This window comes from Novosphingobium profundi, assembly GCF_020524485.1.
GTDB lineage: Bacteria > Pseudomonadota > Alphaproteobacteria > Sphingomonadales > Sphingomonadaceae > Novosphingobium > Novosphingobium profundi_A.
The window spans coordinates 947,742-968,353 of record NZ_JAIVLF010000001.1 but is presented as its reverse complement, the minus strand read 5'-3'; the positions used below and the strand labels follow the sequence as shown (position 1 = coordinate 968,353).

Sequence of the window (20,612 nt, the reverse complement as noted above, 5' to 3'; positions counted from 1 at the left end):
TGGTTGAGCCTTCACCCCGCAGTCCTATCAGATAAAATTTTATATTAGTATGAATCACTTACGCTAAGGCCTGGACTAGAGAATGTCCGCCACTCCGGCCAGGCTCTCCCTCAGCTTGGTGAGGGCCTGCGCCTTCAACTGGTGGACGCGCGGGACGCTGACCTGCAGGACCTCGGCGATCTCGGAGAGGTTCAGTTCCTCCACGAAATAGAGCGAGATGACGAGCCGCAGGCGTTCGGGCAGATCGCCCAGCGCCGCGATCACTGCCTCGCGCATCTCCGCATCGGCCAGGATATCGAGGCTGTCGCGCTCCTCGGTGGCAAAGGCCAGGTTCTGGTCGGAATAGACCTCGTCGATGGATTCAAACCGCATGGGCTGGCTGGAATCCTGCATCGCGGCGAGGTCCATCTCGGCCATGCCCAGCGCCTCGGCCAGTTCGGCAAGCGAAGGCGCGCGGCCCAGCGCGGCACGCAGTTCGTGCTCCTTGGCCTCGATCTGGCGGCGGCGCTCACTGGCTCCGCGCGACATCGGCACGGTCTTGCGCACAAGGTCGACCATGGCGCCGCGCACGCGCAGCTTGGCGTAGGCGGCAAAGCCGTCCTCGGTCGGGCCCGAATGTTTCTGCGCGCATTCCGTCAGCGCGACGAGACCCGCCTGCATCAAGTCCTCCAGCTCGATCCCCGGACGCCCCGTGCCATTGACGTGCCAGGCGAGGCGGCGAACCATCGGGAGAAAGCGGCGAACGCGGTCGGCCACTTCCTCCCGATGCCCTCCCAGGCGCGGACTGCGCGCACCGACCGAGTAGGTCGGCGGCGTGAAGACGGTCTGATCCTGTTTCATGCCGCGAGACTTTCAGGCGACGATGCCCCCGCGCCGTCCGGTCCCGGCAAGCCCGGCGCTGGCGCACGCGGCGCGCCCACCACGTCGATGACCTCGATGGGCTGGGTGGGCGGAAGCTCGGCAATCGAGAGGACAAGGCAGCTGGGCGCGCGCAGGCGCAGCAGCTGGGCCAGCGCGCGGCGCGCGCGCGGCTGCACCACGAGCGCGAGCGGGATCGCCTGCGCCCCGCGGCTGTCGGAAAGCTCAGCGACGCGCTGGCCGATGGTGGCGGCAAGGTCGGGCTCGATCACCGGCTGCCCGGTGACTGGGTCCATCATTCCCGAGACAATCGCGCTTTCGAGCCCCGCGTCGAGCGTGACCACGGGCAGGCGTATGTTGGGCGGACACACCCGGCCCACAATCAGCGCCCCCAGATCCGCACGCACCAGTTCGACCAGCCGGTCGTGCTCCACCGTCTGCTGCACCGCGCGGCTCAGCGAGGCAAGGATCGGCAGCGGGTGGGCGATGGGAATACCGTCTTCCAAGAGGTTGCGCAGAAGGCGCGTCAACGCGGCGAGCGAAAGCGGCTGCGGCGTGATCGTCTCGATCAGGCTGCCCGCGTGGTCTTTCAGCGCATCGATCAGCATCCGAACCTCGTCGGGGCCAAGCAGGTCCTGCGGGCGCTCGGCCAGCAACTGGTTGAGGTGGGTCGCGATCACCGTCCCCGCATCCACCGTCAGGAAGCCTTCGGCGATGGCGTGGTCGCGCGCGGCGGGGTCGATCCAGAGCGCGGGGCAGCCAAAGCTGGGGTCCTGCGTCTCCTCGCCCTTCAAGGTGTGGCCCTTGCGCGCCTCACCCGCATCGATGGCGAGCACCCTGTCGGCGCGCACGCTCGATCCGCCAAGGGTCACGCCGCCCAGCACGATGCGGTAGTCGTGTGGCGCCATGTCGAGCGCGTCGCGCACGCGAAACTGCGGCACGATGAAGCCAAAGGCCTGGCTCAGCTGCTTGCGCACGCCGGTCACGCGGCTGACCAGCGGCGAGCCGTGGCGCGCATCGACCAGCTGCACGAGGCCGTAGCCCAGCTCGATAGTGACGAGGGTATGGTCGGAAACGTCCTCCAGCTCGATGCGCGCCGGGTCGACCGGCTCGGGCACGACTTCGGCGGGCAGCGCCGCGCGCGCAGCGCGCTTTCGCAAGGCGTGCCAGAGCCACAGGGCAAGCCCCGCAGCGGGCAGGAAGATCGTCTGCGGCATGGCCGGGATGAGGCCGATGGCGCCCAGCACCACACCCACCGGAAGCCAGGTTTCGGGGCTAGCGAACTGACCGCCGATCTGTCCGGCCAGGTCACGCGTGTCGGCGACGCGTGTAACGATGACGGCGGCCGCGATGGAGAGCAGCAGCGAGGGCACCTGCGCCACCAGCGCGTCGCCGATGGCGAGCGTGATGTAGGTCTGCGCCGCGTCGCCCGCCGACATCTCGTGGCTGATCATGCCCAGGCAGAAGCCCGCGATGATGTTGACACCCAGGATCAGCAGCGCGGCGATCGCATCGCCCTTCACGAACTTGGAAGAGCCGTCCATCGAGCCATAGAAATCGGCCTCGGTCGCCACTTCGCGGCGGCGCGCCTTGGCCTCGTCGGCCGTCAGGAGCCCGGCGGCGAGGTCGGCGTCGATGGCCATCTGCTTGCCGGGCAGCGCATCCAGCGTGAAACGCGCGGAGACTTCGGAAACGCGCCCTGCCCCCTTGGTCACCACCACCAGATTGATGATGACAAGGATCAGGAAGACGAAGATGCCGACGGCGAAGTTGCCGCCTATGAGGAAGGCACCGAAGGCCTCGATCACTTTGCCCGCGGCCTCCCCCCCCTCGTGCCCATGGACCAGCACGACACGTGTCGAGGCGACGTTGAGCGCAAGACGCAGCAGCGTCGCGAAAAGCAGGACCGAGGGGAAGGAGGAAAAGTCGAGCGGTTTGTCCGCGTTCATCGCCGCCATCAGCACGGCCACCGAGAGCGCGATGTTGAGCGTGAAGGACAAGTCGAGGACGATCGCCGGAACCGGCACGATCATCAGGACGATGAGCGTGAGGATACCAACAGGAAGCGCGAGGGCGCCCGGGTCCTGAATGCGCTTGAACAGGTTCACAGGCCGAACCTCGCGAGTTTGCCATAGGCGTTCTTCACGTTACCCGGCAGGGCCGCCTCGGAGGCCCCGAAGGCCCCCTTGAGCGTTTCGGCCATGGAGCGAGCGGGGACGTGCGGCGCCGCGACGGCCGGACTGGCCCCGCTGTGGAACTCCCGTGCGAGCGGCCCGAGATTGGCAGGGGCCGAGCGCGCGGCAAGAAAGGCACTGGCCGACGGCATGTCCTTGCCGGATGCGGCAAAGACCGCCGGATCGTAGGCCATCCGCAATTCGCCCCCACTTTCGCCCATGGCGCTCGCCATGCGGGTGCGCAGGAGGTTCATCACGCCGCCGACCGAACGGGCGACGCCTGTACCTTCGTAGAAGATCGCGCGGTTCGCCGCGGCGGCCTTGGGAAGCAGGGCGGCGGCGCTCTGTCCGGGATTGCGGGCCAGCGCGCCAAGGAATTCGCCTGCCCCGGCGGCCCCCAGGAAGTGGGCCAGATAGAGCTCGGTCGCATCGGGCGCGCGGCCCAGAACGGCGGTCAGCTCCGCGCCGTTGTCACGCGCGAGTTCAGCGGCCATGCGCGCGGAGGCGTCCGCATCGTAGCGCAGCCCCAGGACCTGGCTGCGCAAGCCGGGATCGCGGATGCGCCCGCCCTCGATGGCCTCGCTGACCCACGAGAGGCCATGGCGCGCGCCATGCCGGTCCAGCGTGCCGAGCCAGGTGCCATTGGTGAACTGGAAAAGCCCGGCCGCACTCGACGTGCCAGCCCGGGCTGAGGGGTCGAGGCCGGATTCAAGCCGGGCCTGCGCCATGAGATATTGGAAATCGACGCCGGTCGCATCGGCGGCGCGGGCAATGGCCTCGCGCGCCTGTGCGTGCGTGGGCGACTGTGCGCGCACGGGTGCACCCGCAAAATTCGCTCCGACTGTACCTGGATCGCTCAAGGATGGACTCCCGAATGTCTACTCCGGGACGAAATCAGCAAGGGCCGTGCCAGATGCACCGCCAGCACACCGTTCAGGCGCGGGCGCCCGCCACGGCGTAAGTGCCCGACGCGCGGTAAAGCTGCGGGCTGCCGGTCAGCGCATCGAGACGGCGCGTGACATTGGCGGCAAGGATATTGCGCACCTGCCGGTTCACCTCGTTGAGGCGCCGGGCGGTGTCGAGCAGGCCGCGGCATTCCTCGTCGAGGTCGGCGCGCTGCAGATGGTCGAGTTCGCTGCACAGGCGGTCCTTCGCCCCCGTGGCCCCGACGATGCCGTCGAGGTCGAGCGCGGCAAGCGCCTGCCGCTCGGTCTCGAGCACGGCAAGCATCTGCCGCAAGGTGCCGGAAAGCTCGCCCCCGGTCATGTTACTTGGGTGTCCGCAGCATGACGCCCGCGGCGATCATGGCGTCGGCGATCTGGGCAGGGACGAGGGGGTAGGTGCCCGCCTCTACGGCCTTGCGGATCTGCGAGACGCGGTCGGTGTCGACCGGCGCATCGCCGGGATCAAGCGCCGCCGAAGTCTCGACGGCGGGCAGGCTCGGGGCCGGGTTCGCCTCGGGCCGGGCCGAGGCCGGGGCCGACGAGGCGACCCCTGCAAGTTCTTCACCGCCCGACGGGCGGGCCGGACGCGACGGGATCGATCCGATCGACTGCGCAGGTCCCACTTCGATAGGTGGCATTATACCGCTCCTTCAAAAAGTCTGCTGCTCAGAACGGCGGTTTCGATCCGGCTTTAAGGGCTCCCTCAGAGCGAGGATCGAAACCTTGCGTTATCGTTTGCTTTCAAAGCCAAATCCCGGCGCAATCACGGCGCAAGTCACGGCAGGGGCACACTGACGAGACCCGGTCGCACGATCTGCGCGCGCATTTCCTCGCCCCGGCCCCGTTGCCCGGTGGCCAGGCGCACCCGGATCCACGCGCCGACAGGGCCTGATTCGAGGGCCTCTCCCGGCTGTGAGACGGTAAAGCCCTGCCCCGTCACGGCGATGCTGAGAGCATCCCCGCGATTGACCGCGTCGGGCTCCCGCACGGGCGGTTGGAAGGCGGGCGGCGGCGCACTGCGCACGGGGACGAAGAGACGCCAGCCCCCGACATCGGCGCACTGGACAACGACACTGTCCTTGGAAGGACCGCGCCAGGACAGCGCAAGACTGCTCTGGCAGCGCTGGAGGCGCAGGCGCCGGTCGAGCGGCGTGATTGCCCCGCCGACCGCGCCCACGGGCGCGCCGGTGAAGGCCGCGACCTGCCGGTCGATCGCGTCGAGATCGGCGTAGGTAGCGCCTCCGGCGGCCAGCGCCATCAGGATCGTACTCAAGCTCATGCGCGGGACGTGTTTCCTTGCGAACGGACATTTCGTCCCGGTCCGTCAGCAATCTTCATGCCAGATGCCGCAACCAACGCCGCCTTCAGCGGAGCACCCCGGCGGCATCGAAAGCGAGCTCTGCCCGGATCACCCCCTGTCCCGGCTCCAGCACGATTCGGGCGGCCAGCCCTGCCTCGCGCGCTTCGCCCGCCAGCGCCAGCGCGGCTTCGAGCGCCGCGGTGCGGCTCTGCACCCGCGCGGCCTCGTAAGGTGCGGTAATCGTCAGCTGCTGGCGCGGGTCGGGCGCCTGCTGGGTCAGCCAATCGCCCAGTGGCGGCGCATCGGGAAGCGCGATGTAGACCGAAAGCGGCTCGGCCCGTTGCGAACGACCGGCAATCTCTTGCCGCAGGACCGCCGGTGCCTTGCCGCCCTCTTCGGGCGAAGGCGCCGTGCTGACCGCTGCGGCGGTGACCATGAACAGGATCAGCGAGAGATCGGCGAGCGAGGTCTGCCAACTGACCGTGGCGCGCCCGCTCACTTGCGCCGTCCCTGTCCGGTCACGGGTGCATGTGCTTCCTCGCCATGGCGCGGCAGCGCGACGCCAACCTGGCTCTCCAGCCAGTCGAGCACCTCCTGGCGGGCCTGCTCCTCATCCGAGGCACGGCGCGCGACCGCGCGCGCGAGCGGGGCAAAGACCATGTTGCCCAGAAGTAGGCCATAGAGTGTCGTCAGCACGGCCATGGCGATCGCGCTGGTAAAGCTGCCGTCCTGCCCGCTGCCCGCCGGAAGCTGGCTGAGCGAGATCAGCGTGCCGGCCAGCCCCAGCACGGGGGAAAGGTCCGCAGCCTGGTTGAGCGTGCGCACCGCGCGCATCGACCGCGCCGCGCGGCGGCGCTTGTGGGCAATGTGCGCGGCGTGGAGCGAGGCCACCGAACGCGAGCCGATCAGGGCGCCGGTCGCCTCGTCGAATTCGGCATCGCCCGACAAGTGCGGCTCGGTGCGGATCACGCCGTCCTGGCGCAGGTCCTGAACGTGAACGGCCAGTTCGGCTTTGAAGCTCGCCGCATCGAAGCGCTTGCGCACAAGGCGGCGCAGCGCGGCGCAGGCCGCCCCGCTGTCGGTGAACCCGCAGCGCAGCAAAGTCGCAAGCAGCGTGCCCCCGCCCACGATCAGCGCGGACGTCGCATCGACGAGATTTTCAGGATTGATCACGGGCCGGGCTGTCCTTTGGCGACGGGTCTCTTCAGCCAAGAACGGCGCGCGCTGGTGATTTTCAGGCCTGCCCCTGCATTTGCCGCCCTTCCGGCAAAGCCTTGCCGCGCACGGGCCCCACGCGGCGCGCAACGCCCGAGAAGGCCCGAAATCGCGTCCTTCGCGCATTTGGCACGTGCCTTGCGAATACCGGACCGAACCGCCGCGACACCCTGCGGCCACGACCACCCCGGCCCCACCCTGGCTGGCACACGAAGGAGCGATCATGCCGCAGGACCTCTTCGGCATTCACGGCAAGGCCCTGGAACTGCGCTCGCAGCGCATGGGCCTCATTGCCTCGAACATCGCGAACGCCGCGACGCCGGGCTACAAGGCCAAGGACATCGACTTTGCCGCAGCGCTGGGCGCCGCGCAGAACGGCACCGCGCTCGAAACCGCGGCCGAGCACGCCACGCGCTACCGCGTGCCGGTGATGCCCGCGCTCGACGGCAACACGGTGGAGCTGCCCAACGAACAGCTCGCCTTCTCCGAAAACGCGGTCGGCTATTCGACCACCCTCGAATTCATCCGCGGCCGGGTCGACACCCTCAAGCGCGCGCTGCGGGGAGACTGACCATGGCCAATTCGCCCATGACCCTCTTCACCCTCGCCCAGCGCGGCATGTCCGCGCAGATGGTGCGGATGAACGCGGCGGCCTCGAACCTTGCCAACGCAGGCACGGTCTCGGCCAGCGAGGGGGAGGCCTACAAGCCGATCCGCCCCGTCTTCGCCGCCGACCTCGATGCCGCAAGCGGCCTCGCCTCGGTCGATGTGCGCGGCGTGGTGCGCGAGAACGCCGCCGCGCTGCGCCAGCACACCCCCGAGCACCCGCTGGCCGATGCCAACGGCGATGTCTGGGCCGCCCCCGTCGATGAGAACGCGGAGATGGTCGAGATGCTCGAAGCCTCGCGCCAGTACCAGAACCTGCTCGAGGCCCTCTCCACCGCCAAGCAACTCATGCTCGAAACGATGAGGCTCAAATGACCATCACCTCGATCAACACCGGCCTGCCGACCACGCCGACCACAACGACCAGCGATACGCCGCGCAATTCGCTCGGTGATCTGGGCCAGGCCGATTTCCTCAAGCTGATGATGACCCAGCTCCAGCAGCAGGATCCCTTCGAGCCCATGGATCAGACCGCCATGCTCGCCCAGATGGCGCAGTTCTCCTCTCTCGCGGGGACGACCGCGATGGGCGACACGCTGTCCCGCATCTCCACCCAGATGGACACGCTGAACCAGACCGGCCTTGCCACCCAGCGCGCCGTCGCGGCCCTCGCCACCCAGGTCGAGGCCCTGAACGCGGCCAACGCCAACACCGCTTCTCCCACCACCCCCGCCGCCTGAGCGCGCGCAACGAAAGTCCCGCCCGATGTCCTATTACACCTCGCTGACCGGCCTCAAGAACGCGCAGACCGACCTCAACGTCATCTCGCACAACATCGCCAACGCCGAGACCACCGGCTTCAAGAAGAGCGATACCGCCTTTGCCGATATCGTCTCCTCCTCGATCCTGACCGACCCCTCGCTCACCACCGGCATCGGCGCGCGGGTCAGCGCGATCATGCAGGAGTTCTCGCTCGGCCCCATCGAGCAGACCGGCTCGGCGCTCGACGTCGCGGTCAATGGCGAGGGCTTCTACACCGTCGTCTCGCCGCTCTCGGGCGAGACCGCGTACACCCGCGCCGGCTCGTTCTCGGTGGATGGCAGCGGCTACATCCGCAACGCGCAGAACATGCGCCTCCAGGTCTTCCCGGTCGATGCCTCGGGCGCGATCACCTCACTGACCACGCTTCAGGACGCGCAGATCCCCGCGCAAAACGGCGCAGGCGAGGACTTCGCCGGGGTTACCATCATGTCCGACGGCTCGGTCGTCGCGACCTATGCCGATGGCTCGAACGAGACCGTGGGGGTGCTGGCGCTCGCCAACTTCATCTCGCCCCAGGGCCTGCGCCAGGAAGGCAACGCCAGCTGGACCGCGACCGGCATCTCGGGCGCCGCGAGCTACGGCCAGCCGGGTTCGGGCCTTTACGGTTCGCTCATGGCCGGATCGCTCGAACGCTCCAACGTCGAAATCGCCGAGGAACTGGTCTCGCTGATCACCGCACAGCGCAACTTCCAGGCCAACGCCAAGGCGGTCGATACCGCCACCCAGCTCTCGCAGACCATCATCAACCTGCGCACCTGATCGGCGCACGGACCGGACCTGACCCATGGATCGCCTGATCTACACCGCGCTTTCGGGCATGGCCAATTCGATGACACGCGAGCGCGTGATCGCCTCGAACATGGCCAACGCCCAGACCATCGGCTTCAAGGCCGAGGTCCTCAACGCCACGCCCATGACGCTCGAAGGCCCGCAGCTCCAGGTGCGCGCCATGTCGAGCGCCGACGTCAAGGGCGCGATGATGAAGGACGGCGCGGTGGTGAACACCGGCAACCCGCTCGACGTGGCGCTTTCAGGCGACACCATGCTGGCCGTCCAGGCCAACGACGGGGGCGAAGCTTATACCCGCCGCGGGGACCTTTCGGTCACGGTGACGGGCGTCCTCCAGAACGGCGACGGGCTGCCCGTGATCGGGCAGAACGGCCCGATCACCCTCCCCCCCGGCGCGCGCATCACAGTGGCCCCGGACGGTGCGCTGCTGATGGCCGATCCGGCCGTGCCCGAGGCGCCGCCGACCCGGCTCGACGTGATGAAGCTGGTTTCCACCACCGGCTCGACGATCACCAAGACGCTGGCCGGACAGTTTCGCGTTCCGGGGGACGGCATCCCCGGCAGCCCGACCGAGTTCGGGGTGCTGCCGGTCGACGCCAACGCGCGCCTGATCCCGCAGTCGCTGGAACAGTCGAACGTCAATGCCTCCGAAGTGCTGGTCGAGATGATCTCGGCCCAGCGCCTCTTCGACCTTCGCACCAAGCTCATCGAAACCGCCCGCCAACTCGACGAAGGCGGCACGCGGCTGATGCGCCTCGACTGATAGCCCCCTCACCGTCTCCACAGGAAACGTCCCATGCCCTCATCTGCCCTCCAAGTCGCCCGCACCGGTCTCGAAGCCCAGGACACGCGCATGCGCGTGATCGCGAACAACCTCGCCAACGTCTCGACCACCGCGTTCAAGCGCGACCGCGCCAACTTCGCGACGCTGGCCTATCAAGACGCGCGCGTGGCCGGTGCCGCCTCCTCGAACGAGACGACTTACGCCATCGGCCTGAACCTGGGCACCGGCGTGGGCATCCAGTCGACCACGCGCATGGAGACGCAAGGCTCGCTCCAGATGACCGGCAACAGCCTCGACCTCGCGCTCGATGGCGATGGCTATTTCCAGATCACGCTGCCCGGCGGCCAGCTGGCCTATACCCGTGCGGGCAATTTCAGCCGATCGTCCGAGGGTCTGCTCGTCACCTCGCAAGGCTATGCCGTGCAGCCTCCGGTGACGATCCCTGAGAACGCGACGACAATCTCGGTCTCGGAGGACGGCACCGTGTCCGCGCAGCTGGCCGGACAGGCCGATCCCTCGCAGATCGGCCAGATCACCATCGCCAGCTTCACCAACCCGCAGGGGCTCCAGGCGATGTCGGACAACTTCATGCTGGAAACCGCCGCCAGCGGCCCGGCGCAGATCGGCGTCGCGGGCACCGAAGGGCGCGGCGCGATGCGCCAGGGCATGCTGGAAGCCTCCAACGTCAACATCGTCGAGGAGCTGGTCGACATGATCGAGACCCAGCGCGCCTACGAGATCAATTCCAAGATGATCTCGGCGGTCGATGAAATGCTGCGCAACGCCAACCAGACGCTGTGATCATGACCCGGCAGCTCTCTCTCGCTCTCGCGCTTCTCGCCCTGTCTCTTCCGCTTCAGGCCGAAGCCAAGAAGAAGCCCAAGCCCTCCGGTTTCGAGGCCACGCTGCCCATCGTCGAAGCCGCGAGCGCCGGGGCGCTGCCCACGGGCGGCATCTTTTCGGCCTCGGTTGGCTATGCGCCCCTTTACCAGGGCAACCGCGCCACGCGCGTGGGCGATCCGCTGACCATCATCCTTCTTGAAACCACCACCGCCTCCAAGGCCGTTTCCTCCAGCAACGGCAAGAGTGGGGGCGCCTCGATCATTCCGCCCACGGCCGGTCTCCTCTCCTTCCTCAACCCCAACGCCCTTAACGCGAGCTCCTCCTCGTCGTTCAATGGTCAGGGAAGTGCAGCGCAGACCAGCAGTCTCGTCTCCACGATTTCCGTCACCATCGCCGAAGTGCGCGCCAACGGCACCGCACTGGTCAAGGGGGAGAAGAAGATGCTGCTCAGCCAGGGAGACGAATGGGTTCGCTTCTCGGGCATCGTGCGCCTGGCCGACATCGACCAGGACAACGCCATCGCCTCGACCCGCGTGGCCGATGCCCATGTCGAATATTCGGGCAAGGGCGCCCTCCAGCGGGCCAGCAAGCAGGGCTGGCTGGGGCGCTTCTTCAACCTGATTTCGCCGTTCTGATGGGGGGCTGGATGCAGCGTAATCTTCCCTGGATGCTGGCCGCGCTCTTCGCCGCGCTCACGGTCTACCTGGCACCCGTGCACGCCCACGCCGAACGCGTGCGCGACCTCGGGCAGTTCCAGGGCGTGCGCTCCAACCAGCTTACCGGCTACGGCATCGTCGTGGGCCTTCCGGGCACGGGCGATGACAACCTGGAATACCTCACGCAGGCCATGAAAGGCGTCTCGGGCCGCATGGGCCTGACCCTGCCCGCAGGCGTCGCGCCCGGCCTCAAGAACGCGGCCGCCGTCATGGTCACCGCCGACCTTCCCGCCTTCGCCAAGCCCGGCCAGCGCATCGACGTCACGGTCTCCACCATCGGCAAGGCCAAGTCGCTGCGCGGCGGCGCGCTCATCATCACCCCGCTCTACGGCGCGGATGGCCAGATCTACGCGATGGCGCAGGGCAACCTCGCCGTCGGAGGGCTTGGCATCTCGGCCAACGACGGCTCCAAGCTGACGGTCAACATCCCGACCGTAGGCCGCATCGCCGAGGGCGCTTCGGTCGAGCGCGCGGTCGCAACCGGCTTCGACAGCCAGCAGACGCTGCGCTGGAACCTCTTTGCCGCCGATTTCCTCACCGCCTCGCGCGTGCGTGATGCGATCAACCAGCGCATGCCCGGCACCGCCTCGGTCGAGGACGGGGTCACGCTCGCGCTGACCCTCCCCATCGAATCGAACACCCGCGCCAGCGTCATGGCCGCGATCGAGATGATCGAGATCCAGCCTGCTGAAACGCCCGCGCGCGTGATCGTCAATTCGCGCACCGGCACCGTTGTCATCAATTCGGCCGTGCGCCTCGCGCCCGCCGCGATCAGCCACGGCAAGCTCACCGTCCGCGTCGACGAAGACCCGATGGTGGTCCAGCCCGCGCCCTTCAGCCGCGGTCAGACCGCGATCGAGCCCAATTCCGACATTTCCACCGAGGAAGAAAGCCGCGCCGTCGCGCTGTTCCAGCCGGGCGCCTCGCTCTCGCAAGTGGTCGACGCGCTCAACCTCCTGGGCGTCACCCCGTCGGACCTCGTCGCGATCCTCGAAGCGCTCAAGCAGGCCGGTGCCCTCAAAGCCGAGATGGTAGTGATATGATCGGCCCGTCCGCCCCCTCGACCAGCCTTATCCTCTCGCCCGAAAAGGGCATGGACCGCACACCCGGGGCCACCGCGCGCGAGGAACTGGCGCAGGCCGCCAAGCAGTTCGAGGCGATCTTCGTGCGCCAAATGCTCGCCGAAGCGCGCAAGACCCATTTCGACAAGGACGGGATCTTCTCCAGCGGCGCGCTCGACACGTTCCGCCAGATGCAGGACGAGCGCTTTGCCGAGATCGCCGCGCAGACCGGCGCGCTGGGGCTTGCCAGCGTGATCGAGGCCCAGCTTGCGCGCCACCTGCCGCCCGAGGTTCCTCCCGAGCCTGCTCCTGAAACCCCTCCCCCCCCCTCCGGAGACCGCTAAGCCATGCCGTCCGACCTCATCTCGATGGCCCGCAGCGGCACCCGCGCGGCCCGCACCGCGTTGGAGATCACCTCCAACAACATCGCCAACGCCTCCTCGGAAGGCTACGTGCGCCGCTCGGTCTCGCTCGCCGAAGTGGCGGTGGGGACGGTCTCCTCCACGCCCACCTCGATCAACCTCGCCGGGGTCGCGGTGGCGGGTATCGTGCGCAACGCCGACCAGTTCCGCCAGGGCGAAGTGCGCCGCACCGGAGCCGACGCGGCGCGTGCGGCGGCCGAAGTCCAGGGCCTCGAGAACATCGAATCCGCGGTCGAGCAGACCGGGGTCTACACCTCGATCGTCGATTTCGAGGCGGGCCTGCAGGCGCTCCTGTCCGATCCCACCGACGGACCTTTGCGCGCGGGCGTCCTCGAACAGGGGCGCACGCTGTCCGAGACGCTCAACGTCGCGGCCTCCAGTCTCGATGCGGTGGGCGATGGGCTGCGCTTCGAAGCGGGCGAAGGTGTCGAGAACGTCAACCGGATCGCGACCGAACTGGCGCGCGTGAACCTGCGCCTCTCGCGCGCCTCGGACGCCTCAAGCGACCAGACCGCGCAGCTCGACCAGCGCGACATGCTGCTCCAGGAACTCTCGCAATACGTCGACACGCGCACCAGCTTCGCGCCCGACACCGGCGTGGTCACGGTCACGCTGGGCGGGCCTTCGGGCACCGATCTCGTCGATGGCGGCGCCACCCGCAGCCTTGCCATGACGACCGCCGCCGACGGCACGGTCTCCTTCACTCTCGATGGCACGCCGACGGCGATTTCCTCAGGCCAGCTCGCGGGCAAGAGCCTGTCACTTACGCAGGCGGCCTCCACCCGCGCCGAACTCGACGCGATTGCCGCCGAAATCGTCACCACCGTCAACGCCGCGCAAGCCGGGGGTGTCGACCTCGATGGCAATCCCGGCCAGCCGCTCTTCTCAGGCACGGGCGCGGCGGACATGCGCATGATCGCGACCAACGGCGCGGCCGTCGCCACCGCGCCCGCCGGAGCGGGCGCGAACAGCCGCGATGTCTCCAACCTCGAAGCCATGCGCAGCGCACTGTCCGCCGCCGATCCGGCGGGCGACATGGACACGCTACTCTTCGGCATCTCCAGCGCGGTTGCCGGGCGGCGGGTGACGCGCGATGCGCTCGATTCCATCGCCAGCACCGCGCGCGTCGCGCTCCAGGCGCAGGCGGGCGTCGATCTCGACCAGGAGGCGGTCAACCTCGTGCGCTTCCAGCAGGCCTTCGAAGCCAATGCGCGCGTCATGCAGGTCGCCACCGACATCTTTGATTCCATCCTGGCCATCCGCTGAAGGGTCTAGCCATGCCGATCGTCTCCACCAGTACCAGCGCCTTCTACGAACGGGCCCGCGCCGACATGAAGGACCTGCGCTCGCAGGCCGAAACGCTGCAGGCGCAGCTGGGCAGCGGCGAAAAGCTGACCCGTTCCTCCGACGATCCGGTCGCCGCCTCGCGCCTGCGCGCGCTGGGACGCCTGGAGAAGCTCTCCGAGATCGATGCCGCCAACGCCAGCCGCGCCAACGCCGATCTGACGCTGGCGGATGCGGCGATGTCGGACATGGCCGATGCCATCATCCGCGCGCAGGAACTGGCCGCGCAGGCCGCCAACGGCACCATCACCGACAGCCAGCGCACCGCCATCGGGCAGGAACTGGAGCAGATCTTCGGCAACCTCGTGGGCCTCTCGAACGCGCGCGATTCCAACGGCCATGCCCTCTTTGGAGGCGAAAGCGCGGGCGATGCCTATGGCCTCGATGCCGGGGGCAAAGCGGTTTATGTCGGCACGCCCAACACCAGCAACCTGCCGCTCGGCGAAGGGCAGAGCGTGACCCGCTCGATGCCCGGCCCCCAGTTCCTCTCCTTCACCGACACCTCGGGCAATCCCAGCGACACGATGGCGACCATCAAGGCGCTTGCCGTCGCGCTGCAGAGCGGCACGCCCGATCCGACCGGCGCCGCGCGCGAGGCGCTGGGCAACCTCCAGACCGGGCTCGACACGCTCACCACGGGCCAGACCGTGATCGGCACGCGCCTCGCCTGGATCGAGCTCACCGACAACCGCCGCATCGACCTCCAGGAACTGCGCCAGACCGAGGAATCGAACATCGGCGCAACCGACATCGCCACCACCATCGCCACCTTGCAGGAAACGCTCACCGTCCTGGAAGCCAGCCAGGCCAGCTTCACCAAGCTCGCTGGGCTGACCCTGTTCGACAAGCTCTGATCCCGCCCGCCGGCCCGGCCGCTTCCTCTTAAGCGCGCCGGGCTTCGCCTTGACGAGGAAGATTAACCATGTTTGCAATCATCGGGATCGTGATCCTGCTGGTGATGGTCTTTGGCGGTTTCGCCATGACGGGCGGTGCGCTCGGCCCCGTGATGCACGCCATCCCCCATGAAATGCTCATCATTGGCGGCGCGGCGGTGGGCGCCATCGTCACCGGCAACTCGATGCACGAACTCAAGGTCCTGGGCGGCGGCTTCGCGCGCGTGCTCAAGGGGCCCAAGCACAACAAGCAGGACCACATCGACGTCATCGTCCTGACCGTGCGGCTAATGAAGATCCTGCGCTCGGAAGGGCCGGTGGCGCTGGAAAGCCACGTCAACGAACCCAAGTCCTCCTCGCTCTTCGCCGAGTTCCCGCGCATCCTCGCCAACCACGCGCTGACCGACCTCATCTGCGATACGCTGACGCTGATCGTGGTGTCCTCGGGCACGCTGGAAGTCCACGCGGTCGAGGACGTGATGGACAACGCGATGAAGACCCACTTCCACGAGTTCCACGAACCTCAGCACGCGATCCAGAACCTGGCCGACTCGCTGCCCGCGCTTGGTATTGTTGCGGCCGTGCTGGGCGTGGTGAAGACGATGGGCTCGATCGACAAGCCGCCTTCGGTTCTGGGCGAGATGATCGGCTCCGCGCTCGTCGGGACCTTCATGGGCGTGCTGCTGGCTTACGGCATCGTTGCGCCAATGGCCGGGCGCCTCAAGCAGATCAACGATCAGGACGAGATGATCTTCCACTGCGTGAAGCAGGTCATCATCGCCAGCCTGCACGGCTGGCCCCAGCCGCTCGTCGTGGAAAGCGCGCGTTCGGGCCTTGGCCATGCCTTCCGCCCGGGCCTTTCCGAACTGCTTGACGCGATGCGGGGGCGCTGATCGTGGCGAAGAAGAAGGAGGAGCCGCTTGCCCCGATCATCGTCAAGAAGGTCACGGTGGTCGAAGGCGGCCACCATGGCGGCGCCTGGAAGGTGGCCTATGCCGACTTCGTGACCGCGATGATGGCCTTCTTCCTGCTTCTTTGGATTCTGGGCGCGACAACCGAGAAGCAGCGCAAGGGCATTGCCGACTACTTCACGCCGACCCTGGTGCAGACGCGCAAGCAGTCGGCCGGTTCGGCAGGCGGCCTCCTGGGGGGCTCCTCGCTCACCGACGCCGACAATTATCCGCACGCCATGGGCCAGACCGGCACCAAGGCGCTAACCATCCCGCGCGGGCCAGAGGGCGGCCCCAAGGAGGGCGGCTCGAAAGTCAAGCGCACGACGCGCGCCAAGGAATCACTCGAGGCCAAGCTGCGCTCGTCCGAACGGCTGCGCCGCCTCGCCAAGCAGGTGCGCCTCGTCGACACCACGCAAGGGGTGCGGATCGACCTTGTCGACGACGCCGATTTTGCCATGTTCCGCCTGGGCACGACGGTCCTCACACCCGATGCCAGCGAACTGCTGGGCGCAATCGCACAAGCCGTGGGCCCCAATGCAGCACAGCTCACCATTCGCGGGCATACCGATGCCCTGCCCTTCCTGCCAGGGACCCGGGGCAACAACTGGTCGCTATCGGCGGGTCGTGCCGAAGCCACGCGCCAGGCCCTCTTGCGCGACGGGTTGCCCGAGGACCGATTCCGCCGGATCGAGGGCGTCGCCGACAAGGAGCTGCTGATTCCATCTGACCCGAACGATCCGCGCAACCGGCGTATTTCGATCACTTTGCTGGACTGAAGTACGCGTCCATTCGGCAACCAAAATGCAGGCAAAATGGCGCTGCATAGCATTGCAATGGATACTATTGTACACATCCCCTTGCGTAGGGCCTCTTCGCACTCTTAAGTCCCGGTCTCCCCGCCCGAAAATCGGCGCGGGGCTGGCGTGCTGCCGCTAGGCACTCGCCCGGTGACTGCGACCTACCCCTCAGGAGGATCTACCGATGCGCCGCCTTTTTCTTGCCCTTCCCGCCAGCGCCGCCCTGCTCGCCGCCGCCTGCTCCTCTGCGCCTGACGCAAGCGCGCCCGAACCGCTTGCCGGAAACTGGGAGCTGGAAAAGGAAGCCTCGCGTCTTGCCTTCGTCACGATCAAGGCAGGCCAGGTCGTCGAGGCGCATAGCTTCGGCGATCTCTCCGGCTCGGTCGCCGAGGACGGCACCGCCAGCTTTGCCGTCGACCTCGCGTCGGTGAACACCAACGTCGATGTGCGCGACCAGCGCATGCGGGACATCCTCTTCCAGGTCGCCGACTTCCCGCAAGCCAAGGTGAGCGCGCAGATCGATCCCGCCACATTGTCTGGCCTGGGCCTTGGTGAGCAAACCATCGTTCCGGTCACCGCCACACTCGACCTGCACGGCGAAAAGGCACCGATCGAAACCCGCCTCGCCGTGACCCGGGTCGCGCCCGACAAGGTGGAAGTGGAAACGACCAGTCCGATCATCCTGGACGCAGCAAACTACGCACTGGGCGAGGGCCTTTCCCAGTTGCAGGAACTGGCAGGGCTCCCGGCGATCACTGCGCAGGTCCCTGTCACCTTCTCACTTGTCTACGGCAAGTCCGACGACTGAACTGAGACACTGTCGTCTCTATCTTCTGGCAGGCCCGCCAATGGGCCTGCTGGACAATGTATACTACTGAAAAGAAACACTAAAAATCACAAACCCGCATCCAATGAAAATATTTCATGCACAAAAGAAAACTTTGCGCGCGATCATCCCTACCCTGTGATTAACCCTCGCCAGCCACGATTCATCGTGTCTTCCAGCCCCCTACCGTGCAAGGATTTCCATGTTCAAGCTGCCCCAAGTCATCCGCTGCCGTCTGGGACGCCATACCCCGGTCCGGTCCGAGGCAGCCTGGGACGGACTGCACTTCGTGAGCACGTGCGATAAATGCGGGACATCCATTCGCCGGGTGAGCCGCGGCAAATGGAAGGCCGATTGGCTGCCAGACTGAGACGACCCGCCCCCGCCGAACGCAAAAGGGCCCGGCGGTCTGGGGAAACACCGCCGGGCCCAACTTGAGGCCTGCCTGGTCAGGGCAGGCCATGCACATTCGTCAAGATTAACGCAGCAGCGAGAGCACGTTCTGCTGGCTCTGGTTGGCCTGCGCAATCATCGCGGTCGAGGCCTGGCTGAGGATCTGCGCCTTGGCCATCTGCGTGGTCTCGCTCGAGTAGTCGGCGTCCTCGATACGCGAACGGGCGTCCGAGAGGTTTGTCACGTTGTTGGTGAGGTTGTTGATCGCCGAGTCGAGGCGGTTCTGGCCGGCACCCAGCGAGGCGCGGGTCGAGTTGACGTCGGCCAGTGCGGCATCGACGTTGTCGAGCGTGGTCGAAGCTGCGGCTGCGGTCGAAACGTCGAGCGCCGTACCCAGGTTCGCCCCATCGATCGCGGTCGAGGTCAGCGTGATGGTCTCACCCGAGTTCGCACCGGTCTGGATGTCGAAGGTGACGTCGGTGCCCGAAGTGGTCGAGAACAGCGTATTGCCATTGAACTGGGTCTGGGTGAGAACGTCGTCGATCTGCTCGGTCAGCGCGGTGACTTCCGACTGCATCGCGGTGCGGTCCGAATCCTGGTAGGTACCCGAGGCCGACTGGATCGCCAGTTCGCGCACGCGCTGGAGCATGTTCGAGACTTCCGACAGACCGCCTTCGGCCGTCTGGGCAAGGCTGATGCCGTCGTTGGCGTTGCGGATGCCCTGGCTCATGCCCTTGATCTGCGAGGTCATGGAGGTCGCGATGGCAAGACCGGCCGCGTCGTCCTTGGCCGAGTTGATGCGCTTGCCGGTCGACAGGCGCTCCATCGCAGTGCCCAGCATCTTGTTCGCCGAGTTCGACGCGTTCGACGCCTTGATCGCACTGATATTGGTATTGATGACTGACATTGTAGTTAGCTCCCGTTGGCTTGTCCCGAAGCCGGACGAGCCACCCGGCCCATCCGGACTGGCTGTCAGGACCTAGACCGGCAGGACGGCGCGAAGTTTAAGCGAAAAAATTCGCCGCATTTGCGCGCTTCGTGCTGCACTGCAGCCATCCTTCGCGATGGTTTCGCGAGGCTACGGGAATCCACAAGGCCTTAAATTCTCAAAACGTTGGCCGTTCTCGCGCGATACCCGCCTCTTGGAAATTGGTTGCTTCCACGGGGATATTAGAATCATGCCAGGTCTGACCTTCAGCCCGGAATTCGGCCGCCTTCACGGCCCGCTCGTCCAGCGCGCCAGCGCGGTCGCCGGAGGCCTGATCGACCACACCGACATCGATCTGCGCGATCACGCCGATACCGCGCCTGTGCGCTCCAGTACGCGCACGGTCACGCTCAAACGCAGCTCTGCGGCCAGCCTGTCCCACGACGCGCAGCGCGTGGACATCGACTACGGCGATCCGCTGGGCGAGACCGCGCTGGCCATGCTGCTCGCCGCCATGGCCGCGCCCGGCGACCCGATTGCCGCCGATCCCCTCAGCCTCTCGGTCCTGGCGCTGGCCGAACGCATCGCGGCCAGCAACATTCCCGTCCTCATCAACGGCCCCACCGGCACCGGCAAGGAAGTGCTGAGCCGCTTCATCCACGCCCGCAGCGCGCGCCGCAAGGGGCCCTTCGTGGCCGTCAACTGCGCCGCGATGCCCGAGACCATGCTCGAGGCCATGCTGTTCGGCCACCGCAAGGGCGCCTTTGCCGGCGCGACCGAGGCCAGCGAGGGCTTCATGCGCGCGGCCAACGGGGGCACGCTGCTGCTCGACGAGATCGCCGAACTGCCGCTTTCGCTTCAGGCCAAGCTGCTGCGCGCGCTCCAGGAACAGGAAGTCGTGCCGATCGGCTCGACCCAGGCGATCCCGCTCGACGTGCGCGTCATCGCCTGCGCCAACCGCGACCTTCCCACCGAAGTCGCCGAAGGCCGTTTCCGCGCCGACCTGTTCTACCGCCTCAATGTCTTCCCGCTCGAACTGCCCGCGCTCAAGGCGCGGCCCGAGGACATCGCCCCGCTCGCCTACGCGATGGCCCTGCGCCACGCCGAAACGCCGGGCACCGTCCCCTGCTTCAGCGAGGCCGCACTGGTCATGCTCAAGCTCCACGCTTGGCCGGGCAACGTGCGCGAACTGGAGAACGTGGTGCGCCGCGCGTTGCTGCTTGCCTTCGACAGCGATGTCATTGCCCCCCAGCACATCGTCTTCGACAGCCCTGCACGCCTGCTTTCGCCCTTCGAGGACGAACGGCGCATGGCCGAGGCTGCGGGCGATGCCGTGACGCCCGACAGCAAGGGGCGCCTGTCCAACATCGTCCAGCAGTCCGAGGCCCGGGCCATCGTCGAGACGCTCGAAACCTGCGGCGGTAACCGCCAGCAGGCCGCGCGCGAACTCGGCATTTCGGAACGCACCTTGCGCTACCGCCTCGCCTCGCTGCGCGAAGCCGGCATCGAGATCGGCCGCACCTGTGGCGCCCGCGCCGCCGGAGGCCGTCGATGAGCACGGTCTCCCCTGTCAGTGCTCGCGACGGCGGCATCCAACAGATCATGGACATGCGCGCGCAGATCATCGAGCGCAACCAGACCCTGCGCGCGATCCATTCGCCCGAAGGTCCTTCGGTGGCGGGCACGGCCCTCCTTCCTGCGCCCACCGGCAACGGCGCGCCCGCGCCCGGCTTTGCCGACACGCTGCGCTCCGCGCTTGAGGGCGTCAATTCGGTGCAGTCGCGCGCCGAAACGCTCTCCAGCGCGTACCAGACCGGCGAAGTTACAGACGTCGCGCAGGTCATGCTTGCGCGTCAGGAAGCGGGTATCGCCTTCGAGGCGACCATGCAGGTGCGCAACAAGCTCCTGAGCGCGTACCAGGACATCATGCGGATGGGGGTCTGA

Annotated in this window: 25 protein-coding genes; 16 read left to right on the top strand and 9 right to left on the bottom strand. The window is 67.2% G+C overall.

Features of this window, described 5'->3' with window-relative positions:
- Positions 1 to 75 precede the first annotated feature (75 nt).
- The 8 genes from LC060_RS04210 to LC060_RS04175 form a co-directional block, all read right to left on the bottom strand.
- Entirely contained in the window at positions 76 to 840 is a 765-nt protein-coding gene (locus LC060_RS04210; RefSeq protein ID WP_226632986.1) for a sigma-70 family RNA polymerase sigma factor, read from the bottom strand.
- Positions 837 to 2,966: a flagellar biosynthesis protein FlhA gene (locus LC060_RS04205; RefSeq protein ID WP_226632984.1), complete on the bottom strand. Its 2,130-nt coding sequence runs from the start codon at positions 2,964 to 2,966 to the stop codon at positions 837 to 839. Before LC060_RS04205 ends, LC060_RS04210 begins: the two co-directional genes overlap by 4 nt.
- A complete protein-coding gene (locus LC060_RS04200) occupies positions 2,963 to 3,847 on the bottom strand; it encodes a lytic transglycosylase domain-containing protein (protein ID WP_226632982.1) in 885 nt (294 codons plus the stop codon). The genes LC060_RS04205 and LC060_RS04200 overlap by 4 nt, the downstream gene beginning before the upstream one ends.
- Before the next feature lie 118 nt (positions 3,848 to 3,965).
- Positions 3,966 to 4,298, bottom strand: a complete 333-nt coding sequence (locus LC060_RS04195; RefSeq protein WP_226632980.1) for a flagellar protein FlgN — start codon at positions 4,296 to 4,298, stop codon at positions 3,966 to 3,968.
- 1 nt (position 4,299) lies between these two features.
- Positions 4,300 to 4,614, bottom strand: coding sequence for a flagellar biosynthesis anti-sigma factor FlgM (locus LC060_RS04190; protein WP_226632979.1), 315 nt, complete (start codon positions 4,612 to 4,614; stop codon positions 4,300 to 4,302).
- A gap of 137 nt (positions 4,615 to 4,751) precedes the next feature.
- Positions 4,752 to 5,255: a flagella basal body P-ring formation protein FlgA gene (locus LC060_RS04185; RefSeq protein WP_226632977.1), complete on the bottom strand. Its 504-nt coding sequence runs from the start codon at positions 5,253 to 5,255 to the stop codon at positions 4,752 to 4,754.
- Positions 5,256 to 5,340: 85 nt separating this feature from the next.
- A complete protein-coding gene (locus tag LC060_RS04180) occupies positions 5,341 to 5,775 on the bottom strand; it encodes a hypothetical protein (RefSeq protein ID WP_226632975.1) in 435 nt (144 codons plus the stop codon).
- A complete protein-coding gene (locus tag LC060_RS04175; protein WP_226632973.1) occupies positions 5,772 to 6,449 on the bottom strand; it encodes a MotA/TolQ/ExbB proton channel family protein in 678 nt (225 codons plus the stop codon). Before LC060_RS04175 ends, LC060_RS04180 begins: the two co-directional genes overlap by 4 nt.
- A gap of 265 nt (positions 6,450 to 6,714) precedes the next feature.
- On the opposite strand from LC060_RS04175, the gene flgB reads away from it, so the two are divergent.
- From flgB to LC060_RS04105, 14 genes are all read left to right on the top strand, one after another.
- Complete coding sequence (flgB, locus tag LC060_RS04170) at positions 6,715 to 7,062, top strand: flagellar basal body rod protein FlgB (RefSeq protein ID WP_226632971.1); 348 nt, start codon at positions 6,715 to 6,717, stop codon at positions 7,060 to 7,062.
- A gap of 2 nt (positions 7,063 to 7,064) precedes the next feature.
- The gene (flgC, locus tag LC060_RS04165; protein WP_039388341.1) at positions 7,065 to 7,472 is read left to right on the top strand and encodes a flagellar basal body rod protein FlgC; all 408 of its coding nucleotides are present in this window, start codon (positions 7,065 to 7,067) and stop codon (positions 7,470 to 7,472) included.
- On the top strand, positions 7,469 to 7,837 hold the full coding sequence (locus LC060_RS04160) for a flagellar hook assembly protein FlgD (protein ID WP_226632970.1): 369 nt from the start codon (positions 7,469 to 7,471) through the stop codon (positions 7,835 to 7,837). The genes flgC and LC060_RS04160 overlap by 4 nt, the downstream gene beginning before the upstream one ends.
- Positions 7,838 to 7,862: 25 nt before the next feature.
- Entirely contained in the window at positions 7,863 to 8,678 is an 816-nt protein-coding gene (locus LC060_RS04155; protein WP_226632968.1) for a flagellar hook-basal body complex protein, read from the top strand.
- A gap of 25 nt (positions 8,679 to 8,703) precedes the next feature.
- Positions 8,704 to 9,471, top strand: a complete 768-nt coding sequence (locus LC060_RS04150) for a flagellar basal body rod protein FlgF (protein WP_226632967.1) — start codon at positions 8,704 to 8,706, stop codon at positions 9,469 to 9,471.
- A 33-nt stretch (positions 9,472 to 9,504) separates the two neighbouring features.
- A complete protein-coding gene (gene flgG, locus LC060_RS04145; protein WP_226632965.1) occupies positions 9,505 to 10,293 on the top strand; it encodes a flagellar basal-body rod protein FlgG in 789 nt (262 codons plus the stop codon).
- A gap of 2 nt (positions 10,294 to 10,295) precedes the next feature.
- The gene (locus LC060_RS04140; protein ID WP_226632963.1) at positions 10,296 to 10,970 is read left to right on the top strand and encodes a flagellar basal body L-ring protein FlgH; all 675 of its coding nucleotides are present in this window, start codon (positions 10,296 to 10,298) and stop codon (positions 10,968 to 10,970) included.
- An 11-nt stretch (positions 10,971 to 10,981) separates the two neighbouring features.
- Positions 10,982 to 12,094, top strand: a complete 1,113-nt coding sequence (locus LC060_RS04135; RefSeq protein ID WP_226632961.1) for a flagellar basal body P-ring protein FlgI — start codon at positions 10,982 to 10,984, stop codon at positions 12,092 to 12,094.
- On the top strand, positions 12,091 to 12,456 hold the full coding sequence (locus tag LC060_RS04130; RefSeq protein ID WP_226632960.1) for a rod-binding protein: 366 nt from the start codon (positions 12,091 to 12,093) through the stop codon (positions 12,454 to 12,456). The genes LC060_RS04135 and LC060_RS04130 overlap by 4 nt, the downstream gene beginning before the upstream one ends.
- Positions 12,457 to 12,459: 3 nt before the next feature.
- Positions 12,460 to 13,800, top strand: coding sequence for a flagellar hook-associated protein FlgK (flgK, locus tag LC060_RS04125; RefSeq protein ID WP_226632958.1), 1,341 nt, complete (start codon positions 12,460 to 12,462; stop codon positions 13,798 to 13,800).
- A gap of 11 nt (positions 13,801 to 13,811) precedes the next feature.
- Complete coding sequence (locus tag LC060_RS04120) at positions 13,812 to 14,732, top strand: flagellar biosynthesis protein FlgL (RefSeq protein ID WP_226632956.1); 921 nt, start codon at positions 13,812 to 13,814, stop codon at positions 14,730 to 14,732.
- Positions 14,733 to 14,800: 68 nt separating this feature from the next.
- Positions 14,801 to 15,664, top strand: a complete 864-nt coding sequence (motA, locus tag LC060_RS04115; protein ID WP_039388360.1) for a flagellar motor stator protein MotA — start codon at positions 14,801 to 14,803, stop codon at positions 15,662 to 15,664.
- Positions 15,665 to 15,666: 2 nt separating this feature from the next.
- Positions 15,667 to 16,500 carry a flagellar motor protein MotB gene (locus tag LC060_RS04110; RefSeq protein WP_226632954.1) on the top strand — a complete coding sequence of 278 codons (834 nt, stop codon included), beginning with the start codon at positions 15,667 to 15,669 and terminating at the stop codon, positions 16,498 to 16,500.
- Between the two features lie 205 nt (positions 16,501 to 16,705).
- Complete coding sequence (locus tag LC060_RS04105; protein ID WP_226632952.1) at positions 16,706 to 17,329, top strand: YceI family protein; 624 nt, start codon at positions 16,706 to 16,708, stop codon at positions 17,327 to 17,329.
- 496 nt (positions 17,330 to 17,825) lie between these two features.
- Here the strand turns inward: LC060_RS04105 and LC060_RS04100 are convergent, their stop codons facing one another.
- Entirely contained in the window at positions 17,826 to 18,647 is an 822-nt protein-coding gene (locus LC060_RS04100; RefSeq protein WP_226632949.1) for a flagellin, read from the bottom strand.
- A gap of 271 nt (positions 18,648 to 18,918) precedes the next feature.
- Between LC060_RS04100 and LC060_RS04095 the strand changes: the two genes are divergently transcribed.
- Together LC060_RS04095 and fliE are read left to right on the top strand one after the other, a co-directional pair.
- Positions 18,919 to 20,223, top strand: a complete 1,305-nt coding sequence (locus tag LC060_RS04095; protein ID WP_226632946.1) for a sigma-54 interaction domain-containing protein — start codon at positions 18,919 to 18,921, stop codon at positions 20,221 to 20,223.
- Positions 20,220 to 20,612, top strand: coding sequence for a flagellar hook-basal body complex protein FliE (fliE, locus tag LC060_RS04090; protein WP_226632944.1), 393 nt, complete (start codon positions 20,220 to 20,222; stop codon positions 20,610 to 20,612). Before LC060_RS04095 ends, fliE begins: the two co-directional genes overlap by 4 nt.

Excerpts from the sequence above, each read along its gene's own strand:
- LC060_RS04210 (WP_226632986.1), bottom strand. The coding sequence starts at position 840 with ATGAAACAGGATCAGACCGTCTTCACGCCGCCGACCTACTCGGTCGGT.
- LC060_RS04195 (WP_226632980.1), bottom strand. The coding sequence starts at position 4,298 with ATGACCGGGGGCGAGCTTTCCGGCACCTTGCGGCAGATGCTTGCCGTG.
- LC060_RS04190 (WP_226632979.1), bottom strand. The coding sequence starts at position 4,614 with ATGCCACCTATCGAAGTGGGACCTGCGCAGTCGATCGGATCGATCCCG.
- LC060_RS04185 (WP_226632977.1), bottom strand. The coding sequence starts at position 5,255 with ATGAGCTTGAGTACGATCCTGATGGCGCTGGCCGCCGGAGGCGCTACC.
- flgB (WP_226632971.1), top strand. The coding sequence starts at position 6,715 with ATGCCGCAGGACCTCTTCGGCATTCACGGCAAGGCCCTGGAACTGCGC.
- flgC (WP_039388341.1), top strand. The coding sequence starts at position 7,065 with ATGGCCAATTCGCCCATGACCCTCTTCACCCTCGCCCAGCGCGGCATG.
- LC060_RS04160 (WP_226632970.1), top strand. The coding sequence starts at position 7,469 with ATGACCATCACCTCGATCAACACCGGCCTGCCGACCACGCCGACCACA.
- LC060_RS04155 (WP_226632968.1), top strand. The coding sequence starts at position 7,863 with ATGTCCTATTACACCTCGCTGACCGGCCTCAAGAACGCGCAGACCGAC.
- LC060_RS04150 (WP_226632967.1), top strand. The coding sequence starts at position 8,704 with ATGGATCGCCTGATCTACACCGCGCTTTCGGGCATGGCCAATTCGATG.
- flgG (WP_226632965.1), top strand. The coding sequence starts at position 9,505 with ATGCCCTCATCTGCCCTCCAAGTCGCCCGCACCGGTCTCGAAGCCCAG.
- LC060_RS04140 (WP_226632963.1), top strand. The coding sequence starts at position 10,296 with ATGACCCGGCAGCTCTCTCTCGCTCTCGCGCTTCTCGCCCTGTCTCTT.
- LC060_RS04135 (WP_226632961.1), top strand. The coding sequence starts at position 10,982 with ATGCAGCGTAATCTTCCCTGGATGCTGGCCGCGCTCTTCGCCGCGCTC.
- LC060_RS04130 (WP_226632960.1), top strand. The coding sequence starts at position 12,091 with ATGATCGGCCCGTCCGCCCCCTCGACCAGCCTTATCCTCTCGCCCGAA.
- flgK (WP_226632958.1), top strand. The coding sequence starts at position 12,460 with ATGCCGTCCGACCTCATCTCGATGGCCCGCAGCGGCACCCGCGCGGCC.
- LC060_RS04120 (WP_226632956.1), top strand. The coding sequence starts at position 13,812 with ATGCCGATCGTCTCCACCAGTACCAGCGCCTTCTACGAACGGGCCCGC.
- motA (WP_039388360.1), top strand. The coding sequence starts at position 14,801 with ATGTTTGCAATCATCGGGATCGTGATCCTGCTGGTGATGGTCTTTGGC.
- LC060_RS04105 (WP_226632952.1), top strand. The coding sequence starts at position 16,706 with ATGCGCCGCCTTTTTCTTGCCCTTCCCGCCAGCGCCGCCCTGCTCGCC.
- LC060_RS04100 (WP_226632949.1), bottom strand. The coding sequence starts at position 18,647 with ATGTCAGTCATCAATACCAATATCAGTGCGATCAAGGCGTCGAACGCG.
- LC060_RS04095 (WP_226632946.1), top strand. The coding sequence starts at position 18,919 with ATGCCAGGTCTGACCTTCAGCCCGGAATTCGGCCGCCTTCACGGCCCG.
- fliE (WP_226632944.1), top strand. The coding sequence starts at position 20,220 with ATGAGCACGGTCTCCCCTGTCAGTGCTCGCGACGGCGGCATCCAACAG.